The organism is Colidextribacter sp. OB.20, from assembly GCF_009911595.1.
In the GTDB taxonomy this organism is placed as follows: Bacteria; Bacillota; Clostridia; order Oscillospirales; family Oscillospiraceae; genus Lawsonibacter.
Genome location: NZ_QWKG01000080.1, coordinates 1 through 19,276 on the forward strand (window position 1 = coordinate 1; position 19,276 = coordinate 19,276).

The following is a 19,276-nucleotide window of genomic DNA, read 5'->3' on the forward strand; positions in this document are numbered from 1 at the left end:
GCCACCTGAATGGGGTGGGGATTCTGGGGGGTGCCGATGCCCTCGATGGTGATGACGGTGCTGTACTCCTTGATGGCTTTTACCTTCCGGGTGCAGGAGCGAATCAGCTCGCCGTTCAGGATGACGGAGCAGGAGCCGCACACGCCGGTGCCGCAGCCCACCTTGGTGCCCGTCAGTCCGACGCGGCGCAGGACGTCGGCCAGGGTGTCCACCTCGGGGTCGCAGGTGAAAACCCGGTCCACGCCGTTGATGTTCAGCCACATTTTTCTCAGATTCATGGGGTGTCCTCCTTTAAAGATAGTGATTTGATTTTGTGGTATCCAGGGCACGTATATGAGGCAAATGGTTTTCTTATAGGAATTATACAGGCAAAAATATCGATTTGTCAAAAGAAAAAGTCATTTAGGAAAAATAGTGTACAAAATCAATAAAGCACAACAATTACATGGATTGCGGGAAAATAATTGTTTATTTTCGACAATATATACCAGGAAAAACGAATATATCATGCGAGCGAGCTCCGTGCCTCAGCTCATAATCGCATTTATTTTTGTTTGAAACGCCTAATAGTTTTCATAAATGATAAAAATAGTGAAAACTGTATTGACGCGAGGACAAAACCGCTCTACAATTTGCTTGTACCTGAAAAACAGGGAGGCAGACTGGCTGTTCCTGTTCAGGAAATCAAAACCCACCCTGAACTACACGGGCTGCTCAGGGCGAAACGGAGGATTTTATTATGAGCAAAATGGAGTACCTCAAAAATATGCCTATCGCTGTCCTGGGCGGCGGCGCTGTGGGCAAGACCTGTGCCGCCGACATGAAGCTGGCCGGCCGGGAGGTCCGCATTTACGATGCCATGCCTTTTGCCGCCAGTTCTCTGAAGGATCTGGATAAGACCGGGATTCTGCTGGACGGCATTCAGCGCAACAAGTATTGCTTTGAGCGTTCCGGCCGTGCTTTTTTTGATATGGTGACCACTGACATCGCCGCCGCTGTGAAAGGGACGGGGCACATTGTCGTGGCTATGGGCTCCTGGGGCCACGAGTCTGTGTTCCGCGCCCTGATCCCCCACCTGGAGGACGGCCAGGTGGTCAATGTCTTCGCCGACAACTTCGGCTGTCTGCTCCTCCGCCGTCTGATGCGGGAGATGGGCTGCACCAAGAAGGTCATCGTAGGCGGCTGGTCCTCCGCTCCCTACGGCACTCGGATTGAGTCCATCGGCAAGTTCCAGTTCCCCCATGTCAGCGCCAAATACCGCGCCATCACCCTGCGGGGCGCCGCCCTGCCCATGAAGGACACCGACGACTTCCTGGAGGCCTCCAAGTACCTGCCCTGTATGGACGCCGTGACCCAGGGCGAGGGCCCCTCCAAGGCCAACACCATCCTGGATGTGGACTTCGCCAATGTCAACCCCGTCATCCACGTCCCCGCCACCGTGCTGGGCGTGTCCACCATGGAGAACTGGGGCGTCATCTTCTGCGGCAACGATAAGACCACCTACTCCATGTACTCCCACGGCCTGTGCCCCTCCATCTGCGAGGTGCAGTATCAGTTCTACAACGAGGAGATCGCTCTTGCCAAGGCCATCGGCGTGGGCTGCCCCGAGTACAAGTATGAGATGTTCTTCTCCCGCCGCAGCGTGCTGACCCAGGAGTACATGGGCCTGGACGAGAACGGCAACGACAACGTGGTCTTCCCGCTGGACCAGCCCTCCAACGAGGGGAACACCGGCCCCAACACCATCCATCACCGCTATATGACCGAGGACGTGCCCATCGGCTGCAAGATCTACCACGACCTGGGCGTGCAGTACGGCGTGCCCACCCCCATCATCGACTCCATGATTATCCTGGCCGGCGCCATGCACAAGAAGAGCTTCTTCCAGGACAGCCGCTACACCCTGGCCTATCTGGGCATTGACGACATGTCCAAGGAGGACCTGCTGGCCTACCTGAACGACGGCGTATATAAGAAGTAACTAAAAACCAGGCCGCTCTGAGCATTCCCCAGGGCGGCCTGGAAGATAAAGAGGGAGACCATGAATTTTAATACCAATTACAAGCTGGAGCGCTACATTCTGGACACCAAATGGGAGGACCTTCCTGCCCAGGTCCAGGAGCGGGCCAGGGGCTGCGGCATCGACCTGATGACCGCCCTGATCCTGGGCAGCCAGGGTCGGCAGTTTGCCGCCGGCAGCAGGCTGGCTAAACAGCTCTACTCCGGCGGAGATGTGCCTGTGGTGGGTGCCCCCGACACCTACAGCTTTATCGGCGCCACGGTGGCTATGGGCCACGGCTCCAACTCCTTCGACATTGACGACGGCCACAACATGATCAAGGGCCACCCCGGGACCTCCTTTGTCGCCGGTATTCTGGCGGCCGGTTTGGAGAAGAATATTACATACCGTGAGTACCTGACCACCCTGGTCGTCGCCTATGACGTGGCCGTCCGCACCGGACTGGCCATCCAGGACCACTACAGCTTCCTCCACAGCACCGGCGCCTACGGCGCGGTGAGCACCGCCGCCGGGGTGGGCCGCATCTTTGGCCTGAGCAGGGAGGAGCTGAACAACGCCCTCTCCGTGGCCGACTTCCACGCCCCCCTCACCCCCGTCATGCGGGCGGTGGAGTACCCCTCCATGAACAAGGACGGGGTGCCCTTCGGCGCTCTTCTGGGGGCCATGGCCGTGCTGGAGACCCAGGCCGGCACCACCGGCAGGACCTACACCCTGGAGCTGGAGGAGTACCAGCCCCTTCTGGACACCTTGGGCAAGACCTATGAGATCATGAACCTGTACTTCAAGCCCTTCACCTGCTGCCGCTGGGCTCACCAGCCCATCCAGGCCTGGCTGGATATGAAGCAGGCAGAGCATATCTCCGGGGCCGACATCTCCCGGGTCACCGTCCACACCTTCAACTCCGCCTCCCGCCTGTCCAAGATCGTTCCCCACCGGGCAGACGAGGCCCAGTACAACATCGCCTGGCCGGTAGCCGCCGCGCTGGTCCACGGAGATCTGGGCTACAGGCAGGTTACGGAAGAGGCCCTGGACGACCCCGCCGTGCTGGACATGATGAAGCGGCTGGACTTTGTGGTGGACCCCGAGATGGACGCCCAGTTCCCCGAAAAGCGCCTGGCCTGGATCGAGGTGACCCTGAAGGACGGACGGATTTTAAAGTCCCTGCCCTACGCCGCTCCCGGCGAGGCCAGCGACCGCATCAGCCTGGAGTGGCTCTCCAGAAAATTCGTGCGGATCACCTCCGCCGTCATCCCGGAACAGTCTGCCAGAGAAATCCTGGCCCTGCTGCAGGGCGCCGAGGACATGCCTCTGCGTGACGTGGTGGGCCGGATTAACGAGATTATGAGCAAGTAACGCAGCATCCCCAAGCGGGCCCAGCGAGCGAAGAAAGAGAAATCAATATTAATAGGAGGTGCCAATGTGAGGATCGAAAAACATCCGGTACTCGAATATGAACACGGCAAAACTGTCCAGTTCACCTTCGAGGGGCAGACACTGGAGGGGTACGAGGGAGAGCCCATCGCCGCCGCCCTCCACGCCAACGGCGTGCGGGAGCTGCGGGAGCACCACGGCCGTCCCCGGGGCTTCTTCTGCGCCATCGGCAACTGCTCGTCCTGCCTGATGGAGGTAAACGGCGTGCCCAATGTGCGTGTCTGTGTGGAGCCGCTGAAAAGCGGCATGGTCGTGAAGCTCCAGAAGGGCTCCGGCTCGCTGATGGGGGGTGCTGAGACATGAAATTTACAGACGTAGTGGTCATCGGCGGAGGTCCCGCCGGCATGAGCGCCGCCCTGGCCGCCGCCGAGACGGGCGTGCGTGTGACCATCATGGACCGCTGGAGTGAGCTGGGCGGACAGCTCATCAAGCAGACCCATCGGTTCTTCGGCTCCGAGCGGGAGCGGGCCGGCACCCGGGGCATTGAAATCGTGGACATCCTGCGCAAGCAGATCATGGAAAATCCCCGCATTGAGGTCAAGGTGAACACCGACGTGCTGGGCATCTACTCCGACCGGGTCATCTCCTACGAGGAGGGCGACAGATACGGCCACATGACCGCCGAGAAGATCATCATCTCCACCGGCGCCGCCGAGAAGATGCTCCAGTTTGAAAACAATGACCTGCCCGGTGTCTACGGCGCCGGCGCGGTCCAGACCCTGATGAATGTCTACGGCATCCAGCCCGGCCAGAAGGTGCTGATGATCGGCGCGGGCAACATCGGCCTGATTGTCACCTATCAGCTGCTTCAGGCGGGGGTGAACGTGGTGGCTATCGTGGAGGCCGCCCCCCGGATCGGCGGCTACAAGGTCCACGCCTCCAAGGTCCGCCGCATGGGAGTGCCCATCTACACCAAGACCACTGTGAAGGCCGCCCTGGGCGACACCCATGTCACCGGCGCGGTGCTGTGCGACATGGACGACAGGTTCCAGCTGGTGCCCGGCACCGAGCGGGAGGTTGAAGTGGACACCATCTGCCTGTCCGTGGGCCTGGCTCCCCTGAGCGAGCTGATCTCCCACACTGGTGCCAAAATGCACTACATCCCCCAGCTGGGCGGCTTCGTCCCCGAGCGGAACGAGAACCTGGAGACCACCGCCCCCGGCGTGTATGTGGCGGGCGACGTGTCCTGCATTGAGGAGGCCACCGCCGCTATGATTGAGGGCAGCATCGCCGGACTGTCGGCGGCCATCGCCACCGGCATGAACCGCCCCGATGTGCTGAAGAAGCGTGACGAATGGATCGAGCAGCTGAACATCCTGCGCTCCGGCAAGACCGGGCAGAAAATCCGGGATGGACTGGCTCTGATGGCAAAGGAGGGTTGAACGTGAGTGGAACATTAGACAGTACCGGCATCGCCAGCCGTGAGATGTTTGAAAAGCTCCTCCCCTCCGCCCAGCGGCGGGCCAAGGGCCCCTATGTGGTCATGGAGTGCTATGAGGAGATCCCCTGCAACCCCTGCTCCACCAGCTGCGCCTTCCACGCCGTGAAGATGGAGGCGCTGAACAAGTGCCCCGGAGTGGACTACGACGCCTGCACCGGCTGCGGCAGCTGCGTCAGCCGCTGCCCCGGCCTGGCCTGCTTTGTTATCAACGAGACGGTGGGAGACGGCAAGATCGACATCACCATCCCCTATGAGATGCTCCCTGTGCCCCAGAAGGGCGACATAGTAGACGCCCTGGGCCGGGACGGCTTTGTGGTGGGCAAGGCGGAAATCGTCCGCGTCCTCAGCGGTCCCAAGATGGACCACACCAATGTGATTACCATGCGCGTGGACGCCTCCCTGCTCTATGACGCGCGCAGCATCCGCGTTTGAAAGGAGGGGGAACATCATGATGGACGAGAGCAAGATCATCCTGTGCCGCTGTGAAAACCTGACTCTGGCCGACCTGCACAAGATGCTGGATGAGGGCATGACCTCCATGCAGGAGATCAAGAAGAAATCCCGCTGCACCATGGGCCCCTGTCAGGGCCGCACCTGCAAGGAAATGATCGCCCGGGAGATCGCCAGCTACCTGGGCAAAACGGTGGACGAGGTGGACGTGCCCGTCAGCCGTATCCCCATCAAGCCCATCACCCTGGGACAGGTTCATCAGTTGAACGGAGGTGACGACGCATGAGGAAAACCGCAGACGTAGTGGTCATCGGCGGCGGCAACGCCGGTACCTCCACAGCCTACCACCTGACCAAGCTGGGCGTAAAGAACGTCGTGGTAGTGGAGCAGCAGTACACCCCCTTCGGCGGCTCCGGCCGGTGCGCGGCCATGTTCCGCCAGCAATTCGCCACCCTCTCCAACCTTCACGTGGCCAAGCTGTCCACCGACGAGTATGACCACCTGGGCGAGGAGACCGGCTTCGGCGACCTGGAGATCAGCAAGGGCGGCTACCTCCTTCCCGCCCACACCCAGGAGGATCTGGACCACTGCGCGGCCAATGTGAAGGTGCAGCGAGAGTTTGGCTTTGACTCCCATCTTCTGGACCCCAAGGGCTGTAAAGAGGTCTCTCCCTATTTGGATGTGGAGGGCCAAGGCATTCTGGGCGGTTCCTACAACACCGGCGAGGGTGTCATCAATCCCATGAAGCTGGCCCTGGCCTATAAGAAGGGCGCCATGGATCGGGGCGCGGAGTTCAACAACTACACCAAGGTCATCGGCTTCAATATCGAGAGCGGCAAAATCAAGGGTGTTATCACCGACAAGGGCGAGATCGCCACCAACCGTGTGGTCAACGCCGCAGGCGAGTGGGGCAAATTTATCGGCCGTATGGCCGGCGTCTCCATCCCCCTGGAGCCTGAAAAGCACCAGATCGTCGTCACCGAGCCGCTGGAATACATCAAGGCGCCGATGATCTATTCTCTGTATAAGTATTACACCTACATCGTCCAGGTGAAGCACGGCGGATTCCTGATGGGTTGGTCTGACCCCGATGTGGAGGCCGGTGTCATCGATTTTACGCCGGAATGGAAATTCCTTGAAGAGCTCGCCAAGCGGGTGATCCCCCAGGTCCCCGCCCTGGCCAATGTGCGCATCATCCGCCACTGGGCCGGCCAGTATGGCAATCTGCCCGATCACGGCATTCTGGTGGGCGGCGTTCCCGAGGTAGAGGGCTTCTTCCTGGGCTTGGGCGCCACAAAGGCCACCATGTTCGCCGGCGGCCTGGGGACCCTGGCCGCCGAGGCCGCCATCGGAGCTAAGCTCAGCGTGCCGGAGGAAATGGTCCCCACCTATATGATCGACCGCTTTGCCAAGGGCAACCTGGTCATTGATCCGGCCCTGCTGTAAACAGGTGGAGCGCCGCCCGGAACGGCGCGCAGAAAGACGGAAGGCATACTTATTTTGCAATAATCCAGGCATCTGAATGGCATGATCGTTTTCGATGCCTGGATTTTTGTTATCAAAGAAAGAGAGGTAATTGTGAACAAAAAGATCGAAATTGAGAAGGGTATTTTTATTCCAACCGCCATAATTCTGCTGGGCGTTATTCTGTTCGGCTTTGTTTTTAACGACTTCTTCAACACCACGATGACCTTCCTGTTCAACGCAGTAACCGACTGGACCGGCTGGTTTATGATGATCGGTTCCGTGGTGATGGTTGTCGCGTGCCTGATCGTCTGCTTCACCCCTCTCGCAAGCAAGCGGGTGGGCGGCCCGAGCGCGAAAGTGGAGTACAGTAACTTCGCCTGGATCAGCATGGCTATCTGCTCCGGCATCGCCACCGCGGTGGTGTTTTACGCGGTGGGTGAGCCTATCACCTACTTCCACAATCCCCCTGTGTGGTGGAATATTGACCCGGAAACTCCGGAGGCCGTGGTCCGAGCCATCTCTCAGTCGCAGTTCCACTGGGGCTTTATTTATTACGGCATCTTCACCTTCTGGGGCCTGATTGCCGGCTATATGATCTATAACCACAACCTGCCGCCCCGCCCTTCCTCCGCCTTTTATCCCCTCTTGAAGGATAAGGTTTTTGGCCCCATCGGGAAAGTGATTGACGTTCTGTCTCTGCTTGCCCTGATTGGCGGCATGGTCACCTCCCTGGGCTTCGGCGTACAGCAGTTTGCCTCTGGCCTGGATTATGTGTTTGGCATCAAGCCCTCCAATCTGATCTACATAGCCACCCTGCTTCTGGTCACCATCTCCTACACCGTCTCCTCCGGCCGGGGGGTAAAAAAGGGCATGGCCATCATCTCCAGCACCAACACCTACATCTATATTTTCCTGATCGCGTTCCTGTTCCTGCTTGGCGACACTGTGTTCGAGCTGAAGCTCCTCACCGCCAGCATCGGCCAGCAGATCATCGACTTTATCCCCAACGTGTTCTCCCTTGACCCCACCAACGAGGGACAAGGCTGGTTCCAGGGGTGGACAGTGTTCTATATGGCCTGGATCACCGCATACGCCCCGCTGATCGGCTGCTTCCTGGCCAAGATTTCCAAGGGCCGCTCCTGGCGTTCCTATCTGCTGGTTAACATCTTCTGCCCCGCCGCGTTTGTGACTGTGTGGTTTGTGGCCTTTGGCGGCAACGCCATTTTCCAGGACCTGTTCAACGGGGCCAGCATAGGCGCCGAGGTGGCGGAGAAGGGGATTCCCATCGCCAACTACGCGCTGCTCAACCTGATGCCGCTGAAGGGGCTTACCATTCCCATTGTTGTGGCGGCCCTGTTTTTCTCGTTCATCACCCTGGCCGACGCTATGACCGGAACCATCGCCGCGATTACCGTCAAGCGTATTACCGAGGACGAGGCTCCTGTGCGCATCAAGTTTTTCTGGGGCATCCTGTGCGGCGTTACCACCTTCCTGTGCCTGTTCTGCCTGGGCTCCACCGGGACGACCTCTCTGCAAAATATGTCCATTGTATACGCCCTGCCCATTTATATTCTGACATTCATTTCCCTTCCCTGCCTGTGGCGAATGTGTGACGGCACGGTGGACCGGGAAATAAAAGCCCTTACTCCGCAGCAGCGGGAGTCCTTAGCCAATGGCGCCCCCATCGGACCGATGCCGCAGGAGGAGAGCACAGAATAATTTATAGACAGCTGTTGCGGCAGATGAAGCAAAAAACAACCGGCCGCCGGCCGGTTGTTTTTTGCTGAACAGAAATTGAGGAGGGACTTACATGCCAAATTGTAAAACCGTGGTGCCTTACCGCGGGACACAGGAGCAGGAGGACCGGCTGCGCCGCTTCCTCCAGGACCACAAAGGCCAGCCGGGGGCGGTCATGCCCGTTCTCCAGGAAATCCAGAGCATCTTCGGATACCTGCCCGAGGAGGCCCTGATTATCGCCGCGGAGGAGATGGACATCTCCCTCTCCGAGCTCTACAGTGTGGGCTCTTTCTATGCGCAGTTCTCCTTCAACCCCAAGGGCGTGCATCAGGTGTCCGTATGCCTGGGTACCGCCTGCTATGTCAAGGGGGCGGCGGAGGTGCTGGAGGCGGCGGAGAAAAAGCTGGGGATCTGCAACGGCAGCATCACCCTGGACGGCCGCTTCTCCCTGGACGCCACGCGGTGCATCGGCGCCTGCGGGCTGGCCCCGGTGATGATGGTGGACAGCGACGTCTATGGGCGGCTTACCCCAGACCAGGTCGGGCCCATTTTGGACAAATACATGTGAGGAGCGGGAGGGAAACACATTGAAAACTTTGGAGCAACTGGACCAGATCCGAGCTCAGATCAGCACCGAGATGGCCCCCCGCTTCGCGGAGGAGCGGGCCGAGGGCGTGACGCGGCACATTATGGTATGCGCCGGCACGGGCTGCACCTCCTCCAAGAGTCTGGACATCATCGCCGGGTTCCAGGCGGAGCTGGAAGAACAGGCAGTGGCGGACCGGAACCGGGTGGTGCGCACAGGCTGCTTCGGGCTGTGCGCCATGGGGCCTGTGGTCCTGATTTACCCGGAGGGAATCTTCTACAGCCATGTGACGCCGGGGGATGTGCCGGAGATTGTTTCAGAGCACATTGTAAACGGGCGGCTTGTGGAGCGTCTGCTCCACCGGGAGGCCGACACCGGCGAAGTCACTCGCCGCCTGGACGACATGGAGTTTTACCAGCCCCAGCTGCGCATTGCCCTGCGCAACTGCGGAAAAATCGACCCTGAAAACATCAATGAGTATCTGGCGGTGGACGGCTATCAGGCTCTCACCCGCATCCTCACCGAGAAAACCCCGGCCCAGGAGATCATTGACACACTGAAGAGCTCCGGTCTGCGGGGCCGAGGGGGCGCGGGCTTCCCGGCGGGACAGAAGTGGCAGTTTACCGCCAACGCCTCCAGCGAAGACGGGGTGAAATTCGTCTGCTGCAACGCCGACGAGGGCGACCCCGGCGCCTTTATGGACCGCTCCATCCTGGAGGGAGACCCCCACAGCGTCATCGAGGCCATGATTATCGCCGGCTACACCGTCGGCTCCGACCAGGGCTACATCTACGTGCGGGCGGAGTATCCCATTGCGGTGCACCGCCTGGAGACGGCCATCGCTCAGGCCGAGGAATATGGTCTGCTGGGTGAGAACATCCTGAACAGCGGATTTACCTTCCGCCTGGCGCTACGCCTGGGCGCGGGGGCCTTCGTGTGCGGCGAGGAGACCGCTCTGATGACCTCCATCGAGGGCCGCCGGGGCGAGCCCCATCCCCGTCCCCCCTTCCCGGCGGTCAAGGGCCTGTTCCAGAGGCCCACCCTGCTCAACAACGTGGAGACCTACGCCAACGTCACCTGGATTCTCAACCACGGGGCCCAGGCCTATGCCGCCATTGGCACGGAGAAATCCAAGGGCACCAAGGTCTTTGCCCTGGGGGGAAAGATCGCCAACACCGGCCTGGTGGAGGTCCCCATGGGCACCACGCTGCGCACCATTGTGGAGGAGATCGGCGGCGGCATCCCCAACGGCAAGCGGTTCAAGGCCGCCCAGACCGGCGGCCCCTCCGGCGGCTGCATCCCCGCCTCCCTCATCGACACCCCCATCGACTACGACTCCCTGGCCGCCATCGGCTCCATGATGGGCTCCGGCGGGCTGATTGTTATGGATGAGGACAACTGCATGGTGGACATCGCCAAGTTCTTCCTGGAGTTCTGCGTGGACGAGTCCTGCGGCAAATGCGCCCCCTGCCGGATTGGCACCAAGCGGCTCTACGATCTGCTGGACAAGATTACCAGGGGTGAGGGCACCCTGGAGGACCTGGACACCATTGAGGAGCTGTGCAACCACCTGAAGAGCAGCGCCCTGTGCGCCCTGGGCCAGACCGCGCCCAACCCGGTGCTGTCCACACTGAAGCACTTCCGGGAGGAGTATGTGGCGCATGTGGTGGAGAAGCGCTGCCCGGCCGGCGTCTGCAAGAATCTGCTGCGCTACACCGTGGACCCGGAAAAGTGCAAGGGCTGTACGCTGTGTACCCGCTCCTGTCCCACCGGGGCCATCTCGGGCATCCTGCGGGCGCCCCATACCATTGACAACAGTAAATGCGTCAAGTGCGGCGCCTGTATGGACGCCTGCCGCTTCGGCGCGATCTCCAAGGGCTGAAGGGGGAGGAGACTATGGCTTTGAATGCTGTAAAACAGGTAAATCTGAAAATCAACGGGCTGGACGTATGCGTGCCCGAAGGGACCACGATTCTGGAGGCCGCCCGTTCGGTGGGTATCCGCATCCCTACCCTGTGCTTTTTAAAAAATATTAACGAGATCGGCGCCTGCCGCATCTGCGTGGTAGAAGTGGAGGGAGCCCGCAGCCTGGTGGCCTCCTGCGTCTACCCGGTGAGCGAGGGGATGGTGGTGCGCACCAACACCGAAAAGGTGCGCCACTCCCGCCAGCTGACTCTGGAGCTCATCATGTCCAACCACCGTATGGACTGCCTGACCTGCGCCCGCAACTCCCACTGCGAGCTGCTTGCCCTGGCCAATGAGCTGAGGATCGACGCGGTTCGCTACGCCAACGACCAGCTCCCTCCCCAGATCGAGGACTCCGCCCTCCATCTGGTCCGGGACAACTCCAAGTGCATCCTGTGCCGGCGGTGCACCGCCACCTGTCATAAGGTGCAACAGGTGGCCGTCATCAGCCCCAACGAACGGGGCTTCAAGACCCACATCGCCTGCGCCTACGACCGGGACCTGGGCGAGGTGGACTGCGTCTCCTGCGGACAGTGCGTGGTGGCCTGTCCCACCGGCGCGCTCACCGTCCGGGACGACACGGAAAAGGTCTGGGCCGCCCTGGACGACCCGGCCAAGCATGTGGTGGTGGCCCCCGCTCCCGCCGTGCGCGTCACCCTTGGCGAGTGCCTGGGAATGCCCATCGGCACCAACGTGGAGGGCAAGCTGGCCACTGCCCTGCGCCGCCTGGGCTTTGACCGGGTGTTCGATGTGGACACGGCGGCTGACTTTACCATTGTGGAGGAGGGCACCGAGTTCCTGGACCGGCTGCAAAACGGCGGCGTTCTGCCTATGATTACTTCCTGCTCCCCCGGCTGGATACGCTACTGTGAGCTGCATCAGCCCGATTTGATCCCCAACCTGTCCTCCTGCAAGTCTCCACAGCAGATGTTTGGCTCCCTGGTCAAGACCTACTACGCCGAGAAGGAGGGAATCGACCCCAGGGATATCGTCGTGGTGTCTGTCATGCCCTGCACCGCCAAAAAATACGAGGTCCAGCGGGAGGAGATGCGCCTTGCCAACGGCTGCCTGCCGGTGGATATCTCCATCACCACCCGGGAGCTCAGCAGCATGATTAAGCGGGCGGGTCTGCTCTTCGACCACCTGCCAGACGGGGAATTTGACGAGGCCCTGGGCGTGTCCACCGGCGCCGCCGCCATATTCGGCGCCACCGGCGGAGTGATGGAGGCTGCGCTGCGCACCGTCGCGGTAAAGCTGGCCGGCGTTGGGATGCAGGTGGATTTCCACGAGGTGCGCGGACTGGAGGGGATCAAGGAGGCGGGTTACTGCCTGCCCGGCCGCACGGTCCGCGTGGCGGTTGCCTCCGGACTGTCCAACGCAAAGAAGCTTCTGGACCGGGTGAAGAAGGGGGAGGCCCACTACGACTTCATCGAGATCATGGGCTGTCCCGGCGGTTGCATCAACGGCGGCGGCCAGCCCACGCAGCCCGCCGATGTCCGCAGCTTTACCGACCTGGTCAAGCTGCGCTCCGAAGCGCTCTATAGCCAGGATGTCAGGACCCAGCTGCGCCGCAGCCATGAGAACCCGGTGCTCCAGCAGATCTATCAGGAGTACCTGGGCAAGCCCGGCGGACACAGGGCCCACGAGATCCTTCATACGCACTATGCCCCCATGAGGAAGTACCGCACCTGACTGCGCTTCAATGAGCGGGATGTTCCCGCGCAAGGAGGCATCCGGCGGACACGAAAAGGGGCTGTGGTGAAAAATCACCACAGCCCCAATGGCGCAGCGGGTGGGATTCGAACCCACGTGCAGTTGCCTGCAAACTGATTTCGAGTGCGTTGTGCCAAAAAAACTTTACAAGACCGCTGTGGACTTCATTGGAAAATAGTATACTCAGAAAATGTTGATAAGTCAAGGGATTGCAGCTCAAAACCCAGGAATTTCAAGGCTTATTCGAACCCACAGAATGACCCTCAAAAATGGCCTGAAAATCGGAAAAAGGAGAGAACTTGGAGAGAACGGAGAGAACTCAGGAGAGAACTCAAGCCCCTATCCCGCTTCTGTTTCCGGCTCCTCAAAAAACATTTGGAGAGAACTATGCACAGACTTCTGCTGTTGACCACAATATTGTCAGAGAGGTGCAGTCAATGATTACCGAAAAATACTGCCGCGAAGTTTTGGCAGAGTACCCCGAATATATAACTAAAGAGCAGATGTACAGTATCTGCCATATCAGCAAAAAGACGTGCTTATTTCTATTAGAGAGTGGCCTTGTTCCAAGTGTGGACAGCGGCAAAAAAACTCGCCGCTTCAAAGTCAAGACTGCTGATGTGGTACAGTATCTACGAGAGAGGGACGATTATCCCGAATTATACAAAGCTCCTGATGGTTTTTACAAAAGCGCAGGCTGTAAAAAAGCGCCCTCATTCGATGAAGTATTCACAAAAAGCGATCTGGTAACGATGCGGAAGTATTATGAGGAACTCTTAACTAATTATTCAGATGTAATGTCGATTGAACAAGTAGCAGAATTTACCGGCTATTGCAAAACTTCCGTCCGAGCATGGTGCAGCAAGCAAGAAGTAAAATGCTTTCTTATACGACAACGGTTTGCATATCGGTTTTAGCCCGTCCCTGTAGCCCGACTGCCATCTCTGACTTGTGTGATATTCTGCCAGAGACATTCGACCTCAATGGTTTTCTGCTGTTTTCAGCGATTGGAAACCTCAAACAGCGGCAGTACCCCGCATGGGGGCGGATGGCTGTATAATCATCCTTTCTTTTACGAGCCGTACTCTCAGGACATTTGTCGGTTGCAACAGCACATACTGGACATGACCGATTTATAGCCTCCTGCGGCGCAATACCGTCTCAGATATTGCCTCCGCTCTTTACCGAGCTTCGTACATCCCGTATGACACTACGGGCGCACGTCGGAGTATCAGAGTTTTTGTTACCCGTCACACCGGGTCAGGCAGGTTCTGCCCCTGCCGAATCAAGCATAGAGTTCAGATTTCTTGCGAAATCTGCCTTGTTTTATTGCGTATTTCTACGCAGATTGTCAAGGAACAAAGCGCGCGAACTTCACGCCAAAAATGCCCTTGCCGGTCACGCTGTCGATTTTGTGAATGAGGGCACTCCCGGCCTGCCGGTTGGTGATCTCCAGGGTGGCGGTGCCCCCATCCTTTACCTCGATCTGATGGGGCGTGTCGTCCAGCTTATAGCCCTTGGCGGCTTTCAGCTCCACCACCTGATACCAGCCCTTTTCCGCTTCGGGCAGGTTGATAACACCGTTCTCGTCAGTGGTATAGGTGCCAATAATTTCCCCGTTGAGCTTGCGGACTTCAAATTGAACGCCCTTAATGCGCTCCCCGGTTTCCTCGTCCTTTTTGATGATGGTCAAACCGCCCACCTTCGTGTTATACACGGTGATGGTCTGCGTGTCGCTGGCGTTGACCTTGACCGTCTGCGTTTTGTTGCCCTCGTCCATTACATAACCGGGCAGGGGCTTGGTTTCGGTGATAACCAGCGTACCCACCACGCCGGAAATACGGATTTCCCCGTTGGCGTCGGTCTTGTAAAGGCCCTTGCTGGACAGGTGGCCGTAGTCATCGTCCAGGTAGGAGCCGTCCGAGTAGGTGATCTGGAACTCCACCCCGGCCAGCGGTTCCCCGGTCTGCTTATCCAGCTTGCGGATCACGATGGTTCCCTGCTTGGCGTTGTAGAAGCGCAAAGTTTGAACTTCCCCCGCCTTAATGAGAATGGACTTGGGCGTGGTGTCCAGAACATAGCCCTCCAGAGTTTTAACCTCCCTCGCGGTGATGGTGGTGCCGGGAGTGAGGTCGTTGATAACAATGCGGCCATTCTCGTCGGTGATAAACTCTCCGTTGCTCTGTCCCACCACCGCGCCGGTGCTGTCGGTAACAAGGAAAGTGACGCCTTTCAGCGGGGTCGTGGTGCCCTCGATATACTTCTCAATTACAAGGGTGGTGCTGGGCGTGTTGGTGAAGTGGAGGGTCTGCGTGTCGTTGGGGTTCACAACTACCGTCTGCGTCCGGGTGGCCTCGTCGATGGTGTAGCCGGGGATGGTGGCCGTCTCCGTCACCACCAGCGTACCGACAACGCCGTTAATGGTGATTTTGCCGTCCTTATCGGTGAAATACAGGCCGTTGCTGCTGATCTGCCCGTTTTCATTGGGAACAAACTCGCCCGTGGAGGTGGTCACTTTGAAGGTGACGCCCTCCAGCGGCTTCCCGGTGAGAGAATCCCGTTTGTCGATGACCAGCGTACCGGCCTTGGAGTTGGTGACAACGACGGTCTGCGTGTCGCCGCCCTGCCCGATGACAACATTGGTGCTGGCCCTGTCCATGACATAGCCTGTCGGGGCTTTCAGCTCCGTCAACACATACGCGCCGGGGGCGAGGTTGGTGATCTTGATTTCGCCCTGTGCGTCCGTAGTGAAAATGCCGTTCTGCGTCAGGGTGCTGGTGCCGATCACGCCGTCCAGCCCTACCTCACAGCCTGCGGCGGTGGTCACGCGGAACTGTGCGCCGCTCAAAGGCAGGCCGGTGGCGCTGTCCCGTTTCTGGATAATGATAGCCCCTTTCGGCTGGTTCTTGAAAGTCAGGCTGACGGTTCGCCCCTCTTTGATCTGCACCGTCTGGCTCTGCGTGTCCAAAATAAAGCCAGCGGGGGCGCGGGTTTCCGTCACCACCACACTCTTGCCGGGGGTCAGGCCGGTAATGAGGATTTCGCCGTTTTCATCTGTTCTAAACACGCCGTTGCTGTCGCCTATAACGGTTCCGTCCGCATAAATCACTTTGAACTCCGCGTTCTGGAGCGTCACCGAGGGATTGACGGAGCATACCTTTCTGATAAGAAGTTGGCCGTCCGGGGCATTGGTAAATCTGACGGTGACAACGCTCTGCTCCCCGCTGTCGGCCAGCATGATGGTTTCGGAGGACTGGATAATGTTGTACCCGTCCGCCGCGTCCACTTCCTCCAGCACATACGCGCCGGGGTTGAGGCCCGTCCACATGGCGGTGCCGTTCTTGCCGGTGACTTTGGTGCCGATCACGGTGCCGCCTGTGCCGGAAGTCCCGCCCAGGTACTTCAACTGGAATGTGCATCCGGGCAGAGCCGCGCCGGTCACGCTGTCGTATTTCTCAACAATTATCGCGTTTTTCGGAACATTTTCAAAGGTGATAACCTTGCTCTCGCCGCCCTTGATATAAAATTCCTGGGTGGCCGGCTGCTTGATGGTGTACCCTGCGGCGGGGGCCAGCTCCGTCACCTTGTACCAGCCGTCCCGGAGGAGGTCTACAAAGAACTGGCCGTTCTCGTCAGAGAAGAAGGTGCCCAGGCTGTTCAGCTCGCCGGTGGTCGTATTGTTGGAGCCGTACCAAACCTCGAACTTGGCCCCCTTGATGGGACTGCCGGTGATGCTGTCCACCTTGTTCACAGTAAGGGTGGGCTTCTTGTGGTTCTCAAAATAGATGGTGTGGTCGCGGTTGGGGTAGAGGGTCACAAGCTGGCTGGGAGCGTCCATGAGCCAGGGGGCCGGGACGGATTTCTCGCTCACCTCGTACACTCCGGGCAGAAGGTTGTCCAGGGTGGCCTTGCCCTCGCTGTCGGTCTTGATCTCGTCCACGCTGTGGCCGTCCGCCGCTTTTACCAAAAAGACGGTGTTGGGGATGGGGTCGCCAGTGTCCGCGTCCTTTTTGTAGACGATCAGGTTGGGCCTGCGCTGGTTCTCAATGGTGATGGTGCTGGTCTGGCCCGCGAACAGCTCCACATGGTATTCTTGGAGGTCAAGAATGTGGTCGGCAACTGTGGCCGTCTCCTTGATGGAATACACGCCCAGTTCCAGGTTGGCGATGTTGATCTCGCCGTTGTCGTCGGTGATACGGTCAAGGTAGTGGGTGCCGTCCTCAATCCGGGCGATGCGGAAATGGACGCCGCCCAGCCGGGTGCCGTCCGAGCTGGTCTTGATAAGCCGCAGGGCGGGCTTGGGGGTGTTGGTGAACACAAAATTGGCGTTTTCGTCCGGGTTGACTTGAACGACACGAACAGCATCGTCAATCAGGTAGCCGTCCGGGGCCTCCAGCTCCCGCACCTCGTATGCGCCGGGGGTCAGCTTGGACAGGTCGATCTCACCGTTAATATCGGTGGTGAACTCCTGACGGTAGGAGCCGCCCACCAGCTTGAACTCAAACCTGACATTGGGCAGGGATTTCATGGTTGCGCTGTCCACCTTCACCAGATGGATGCCCGGTTTCAGGGAATTGAAAAAGACCAGCTCCCGCGTCTGCGTTTCACCGGCCTTCAATTCGATTTGCTGGGGGGTGCTGTTCACCACATGGGCGTCATCGGTGGCTACCTCTTTCACAAGGTAGGTGCCGGGGTCGAGGTCATAGAGGAAAATCTCACCGCTGGCGTTGGTGGTGTACTCCCCGAACAGGTCGCCGTCATGCCAGACCTCAAAGGTCACGTCAGGCATGGGGGAATTGCTTTTCAGGTCGTACTTCAAAATACGCAGAGCAGGCCGCGCCCGGTTGGTGACGGTCAGCACGGGGTCATCCTCGGTGGCGGGGTCATACGGATCAATGTGGATGCCGTGGGGCGTCTTATCCAGCATATACCCAGCGGGGGCGGCGGTTTCCACGATCTCAATATAGGCTTCTTTACGGATGCCGGTCACGCGGGCCTCGCCGTTGTCGTTGGTGGTAACGGAGGTGATAAGCTGGCCGTCCGCGTACACATCAAAGGTGGCGTTGGGCAGGGATACGCCGGTCTGCTCGTCTACCTTCAGGATGGTCAGGCTGATGTCCCGTACATTCTCCCAGGTGATAAGAACGTCCTTGGTGCCGTCCCACTCCACCGTTTCCACGCGGGAGGACTTCAAATAGCCGTCCGGGGGCGACTGTTCCGTGATACGATAGGAGCCGTAGGGCAGTTCGTCGCCCTCAAAGGAGATGGTGCCATCAAAGCCAGTGATGCCGGTGGTCATATAGGAGCCGTCGATCTGCTCAAAGCGGAACACGGCCCCCTGCAAGCTGCCCTTGTTCTGTGCGTCCACCTTCTTGATGGTGAAGCCACGCTCCACATCGTCGGTGACGGTCAGATACTCGGTGCGGCCAGCGGTCAGGGTGACGTTCATGGGGGCCATGATCTGATAGCCCTCCGGGGCGCTGGTTTCCGTCAGCGTGTACTTCTCGTCAGCGGGCAGGTCGCGCCATACGATCTGCCCGTTGCGGTCGGTGGTGCCGGTGACGGTGGTGCCGCCGCTGCCGGTCAGGGTAAACTCGGCCCCCTCCAGGGGAGCGCCGCCCGCCCCGGCCTTGACCACTTGCAGGCTGGCGGTTTCGGTCAAATCTTCGGTGCCGCTCCACGAAAAGGGGATTTGGGCGTCCAGATTGGTATAGCCGGGGTCGGAGATGATATAGGACTGCTCCGACGCGGAGGGATTGTAGGCCAGGTACAAATTAAACTGCGCCACGCCGCCTGTGGCCTTGATGGTGAAGCTGCCCTCGGCGGCAGCGGTGTCCACGGGGATGCAGACCTTGAACGCGCCGTAATACTCGCTTCCGTTGGAGTTGAGGGTGGTATTGCGGTTCTTGCTGGTGTCCACCTTATAGCAGGTGGCCCCGTTCTCCTGCACCGTTTCCAAGGGCGAATTGTTCTCCGCCACAAAGATGGTGCCAGCCGGGGCATCGGTGGAGTACACCTTGGTCGTATACTCGTCGATCCAGGTAGAGGTGGCGGAGGACACATACACTACGCGGGTGTAATACTCCTTGCCGTTGATGCGCTCCAGCTTGATACCGTCGGTGTTGTCCTCTGCGGCCCCTTCCAGACCGAACTCGTTGACTACTTCCACACCACGCACGTCCCGGTTTTCCTCGGCCCGGAGGGACAGGCCGGTGTAGAGGTATTTCGTCCAGCCGTTGGCAAGGCGCAGGATGGCCTTCACGCTGTCAAAAATGCGGATTTTCTGAGCATCCGACGTGGGCGCGGTGAGGGTGTCACGGCCCGCCGTAAAGGAGGTGCCGGGGACGGCAAGCTGGCCGCAGGTAGCCCAAACCGCAAGCTGGGTGGCGTACTTGTACTCGTCCTCGGTCAGACTGGCGATACCCCGCACGTCATCGGCGTGAAGCTCCTTAAACTGCTCCAACGT

14 protein-coding genes are annotated in these 19,276 nt (G+C 59.3%); 12 read left to right on the forward strand and 2 right to left on the reverse strand.

Annotation, left to right across the window (positions count from 1 at the left end):
• Positions 1-278, reverse strand: a 278-nt coding sequence (locus D1641_RS16555) for a 2Fe-2S iron-sulfur cluster-binding protein (RefSeq protein WP_160667665.1), incomplete at its 3' end; no start/stop codon positions are given.
• Positions 279-739: 461 nt separating this feature from the next.
• Here D1641_RS16555 and D1641_RS16560 point away from each other — a divergent pair.
• The 12 genes from D1641_RS16560 to D1641_RS16615 all read left to right on the forward strand — a co-directional run bounded on the left by D1641_RS16560 (position 740) and on the right by D1641_RS16615 (position 13,727).
• Positions 740-1,981, forward strand: a complete 1,242-nt coding sequence (locus D1641_RS16560; RefSeq protein ID WP_160667666.1) for an NAD/NADP octopine/nopaline dehydrogenase family protein — start codon at positions 740-742, stop codon at positions 1,979-1,981.
• A gap of 60 nt (positions 1,982-2,041) precedes the next feature.
• The gene (locus tag D1641_RS16565; RefSeq protein ID WP_160667667.1) at positions 2,042-3,373 is read left to right on the forward strand and encodes an MmgE/PrpD family protein; all 1,332 of its coding nucleotides are present in this window, start codon (positions 2,042-2,044) and stop codon (positions 3,371-3,373) included.
• Between the two features lie 66 nt (positions 3,374-3,439).
• Positions 3,440-3,754, forward strand: a complete 315-nt coding sequence (locus tag D1641_RS16570; RefSeq protein ID WP_160667668.1) for a (2Fe-2S)-binding protein — start codon at positions 3,440-3,442, stop codon at positions 3,752-3,754.
• On the forward strand, positions 3,751-4,833 hold the full coding sequence (locus D1641_RS16575) for an NAD(P)/FAD-dependent oxidoreductase (RefSeq protein ID WP_160667669.1): 1,083 nt from the start codon (positions 3,751-3,753) through the stop codon (positions 4,831-4,833). Before D1641_RS16570 ends, D1641_RS16575 begins: the two co-directional genes overlap by 4 nt.
• A 2-nt stretch (positions 4,834-4,835) precedes the next feature.
• Positions 4,836-5,324, forward strand: coding sequence for a 4Fe-4S binding protein (locus tag D1641_RS16580; protein ID WP_201757410.1), 489 nt, complete (start codon positions 4,836-4,838; stop codon positions 5,322-5,324).
• A 16-nt stretch (positions 5,325-5,340) separates the two neighbouring features.
• Positions 5,341-5,628, forward strand: coding sequence for a (2Fe-2S)-binding protein (locus tag D1641_RS16585; protein WP_243149442.1), 288 nt, complete (start codon positions 5,341-5,343; stop codon positions 5,626-5,628).
• Complete coding sequence (locus D1641_RS16590) at positions 5,625-6,788, forward strand: FAD-binding oxidoreductase (RefSeq protein ID WP_160667670.1); 1,164 nt, start codon at positions 5,625-5,627, stop codon at positions 6,786-6,788. Before D1641_RS16585 ends, D1641_RS16590 begins: the two co-directional genes overlap by 4 nt.
• Positions 6,789-6,920: 132 nt before the next feature.
• Entirely contained in the window at positions 6,921-8,528 is a 1,608-nt protein-coding gene (locus tag D1641_RS16595; RefSeq protein WP_160667671.1) for a BCCT family transporter, read from the forward strand.
• A gap of 91 nt (positions 8,529-8,619) precedes the next feature.
• The gene (locus D1641_RS16600) at positions 8,620-9,114 is read left to right on the forward strand and encodes an NAD(P)H-dependent oxidoreductase subunit E (RefSeq protein ID WP_160667672.1); all 495 of its coding nucleotides are present in this window, start codon (positions 8,620-8,622) and stop codon (positions 9,112-9,114) included.
• A gap of 70 nt (positions 9,115-9,184) precedes the next feature.
• On the forward strand, positions 9,185-11,014 hold the full coding sequence (locus tag D1641_RS16605; RefSeq protein WP_160667679.1) for an NADH-quinone oxidoreductase subunit NuoF: 1,830 nt from the start codon (positions 9,185-9,187) through the stop codon (positions 11,012-11,014).
• A gap of 20 nt (positions 11,015-11,034) precedes the next feature.
• Positions 11,035-12,789, forward strand: a complete 1,755-nt coding sequence (locus D1641_RS16610) for an NADH-dependent [FeFe] hydrogenase, group A6 (protein WP_243149444.1) — start codon at positions 11,035-11,037, stop codon at positions 12,787-12,789.
• Positions 12,790-13,109: 320 nt separating this feature from the next.
• A complete protein-coding gene (locus tag D1641_RS16615; protein WP_160667674.1) occupies positions 13,110-13,727 on the forward strand; it encodes a hypothetical protein in 618 nt (205 codons plus the stop codon).
• A gap of 434 nt (positions 13,728-14,161) precedes the next feature.
• Here the strand turns inward: D1641_RS16615 and D1641_RS16620 are convergent.
• Positions 14,162-19,276 (reverse strand): SpaA isopeptide-forming pilin-related protein (locus tag D1641_RS16620; RefSeq protein WP_160667675.1); only part of this gene is annotated, 5,115 nt, incomplete at its 5' end.

What these genes read in the sequence shown, in the direction of transcription:
- D1641_RS16560 (WP_160667666.1), top strand. Translation starts at nt 740, where the DNA reads ATGAGCAAAATGGAGTACCTCAAAAATATGCCTATCGCTGTCCTGGGC.
- D1641_RS16565 (WP_160667667.1), top strand. Translation starts at nt 2,042, where the DNA reads ATGAATTTTAATACCAATTACAAGCTGGAGCGCTACATTCTGGACACC.
- D1641_RS16575 (WP_160667669.1), top strand. Translation starts at nt 3,751, where the DNA reads ATGAAATTTACAGACGTAGTGGTCATCGGCGGAGGTCCCGCCGGCATG.
- D1641_RS16585 (WP_243149442.1), top strand. Translation starts at nt 5,341, where the DNA reads ATGATGGACGAGAGCAAGATCATCCTGTGCCGCTGTGAAAACCTGACT.
- D1641_RS16590 (WP_160667670.1), top strand. Translation starts at nt 5,625, where the DNA reads ATGAGGAAAACCGCAGACGTAGTGGTCATCGGCGGCGGCAACGCCGGT.
- D1641_RS16600 (WP_160667672.1), top strand. Translation starts at nt 8,620, where the DNA reads ATGCCAAATTGTAAAACCGTGGTGCCTTACCGCGGGACACAGGAGCAG.
- D1641_RS16605 (WP_160667679.1), top strand. Translation starts at nt 9,185, where the DNA reads ATGGCCCCCCGCTTCGCGGAGGAGCGGGCCGAGGGCGTGACGCGGCAC.